Raw genomic sequence first — 1,644 nt, forward strand, 5'->3', positions numbered from 1 at the left:
GGTCGTCACGGACCCGCACAGCGCGCGGGCCCGGATCCATTGAAGCACTCCGCGGGCCCTCCGGCGCGATCGATTAGCGTTCTTCTCGTGCACCCGTCCCAGCGCGACCACCGGCCCGTGGCCGTGATCCCCGGCGCCCCGCTGCTCGTTCCCGAGCTGGTGGGCGCCCCGGGCGACCCCGACGCCGACCGGCTGCGCAGCGCCGCGCTCGCCGCGGGCGCCTGGCTCGGCGCGCGTGCGCGCACCTGGCGTGTCGTCGCCGCCGCGCCCCTGACCAGGACCGACGAGGCCTCGGCGGGAACCTTCGTCGGCTTCGGGGCCGACGTGATCGTGACGACGGGGCCCGGGGCACCGTCGAACGATCTCCCGCCCAGCCCCACGTGGCCCGTGNCGCTGCTCGTCGCCGCCTGGCTGCGCGGGGGCGCCGCGCCGTCGGCGCGCATCGTCGAGGACGGCGAGGCCGAGGGCCTGCTCTTCGTCCTGGACGGCCCGAACACCCTGACCGCTCGCGCGCCCGGCGGTCACCGGCCGGAGGACGAGGCCGTGTTCGCGGCGCAGGTGGCCGCCGTCTGCGACGGTGGGCCGACGGACGGGCTCGACGATGCCTGGCGCGCCGCCGCCGCGGCCTGCGCCGGTGGGCCCGTGGACGTCCTCTACCGCGGCGCCCCGTTCGGCGTCGGCTACCTCGTGGCCACGGGTGGCGCCGGGTGACGACGGGGACCCGGGGCGTCCGCGACGCCGTCCGGCCGATCGCCGTCGTCGGACCCACCGCCACCGGCAAGTCGGACCTTGCCCTGGACCTCGCCGAGCGGCTGGACGGCGAGATCATCAACATCGACGCGATGCAGATGTACCGGGGCATGGACATCGGCACCGCGAAGCTCCCGGTCGCGGAGCGGCGCGGCATTCCGCACCACCAGCTCGACGTGCTGGACGTGACCGAGACCGCCACCGTGGCGGGGTACCAGGAGCGGGCCCGTGCGGACGCCGAGGCCCTGCTCGCCGCGGGCCGCACGCCGATCATCGTCGGCGGCTCGATGATGTACTTCCAGGCGCTGCTCGACGAGTGGTCCTTTCCCGCGACCGATCCCGCCGTGCGGCGCCGGTTCGAGGACCGCCTCGCCGAGATCGGGACGCTCGCCCTGCACCGCGAGCTCGCCGCGCTCGATCCCGCCGCCGCCGCGAAGATCCTCACGACCGACGGGCGACGGATCGTCCGCGCCCTCGAGGTCGTCACCATCACCGGCGAGCCCTTCGCCGCGTCGGCGCCCGAGATCGGCCCCGCGCGCTGGGACGCCGCTATCGTCGCGCTGGATCGCGACACCGAGGAACTCGACGCCCGCATCGACCTGCGGACCCGGCGCATGTTCGACACCGGCCTGGTCGACGAGGTCCGGGCCCTCGAGGAGCGCGGCCTGCGGGAGGGCGTCACGGCGGCCCGCGCGATCGGCTACGCCCAGGTCCTCGCCGCGTTCGACGGCGAGTACGACCTCGAGCAGGCCCGCGAGTTGACCTTCATCGGAACCCGCCGTTACGTGCGGCGGCAGCGGTCGTGGTTCCGGCGCGACCCGCGCGTCGTCTGGCTGGATGCCGCCGCGCCGGACCTGCTCGGCGCGGCCCTCGCCGCGCACGCGGCCCCGCCGT

At 76.0% G+C, this 1,644-nt stretch carries 1 protein-coding gene and 1 pseudogene; both read left to right on the plus strand.

Going from position 1 to position 1,644, the window contains the following annotated elements; translation table 11 throughout:
• Positions 1-87 precede the first annotated feature (87 nt).
• Positions 88-390: pseudogene (locus ACNAYW_RS24685) on the plus strand (hypothetical protein); the annotation flags it as partial.
• Between the two features lie 317 nt (positions 391-707).
• A partial coding sequence (gene miaA, locus ACNAYW_RS24690) for a tRNA (adenosine(37)-N6)-dimethylallyltransferase MiaA (RefSeq protein ID WP_415852236.1) occupies positions 708-1,644 on the plus strand: 937 nt, incomplete at its 3' end.

Origin of the sequence: Tsukamurella ocularis (genome assembly GCF_965138335.1) — a bacterium.
Classification (GTDB): domain Bacteria; phylum Actinomycetota; class Actinomycetes; order Mycobacteriales; family Mycobacteriaceae; genus Tsukamurella; species Tsukamurella ocularis_A.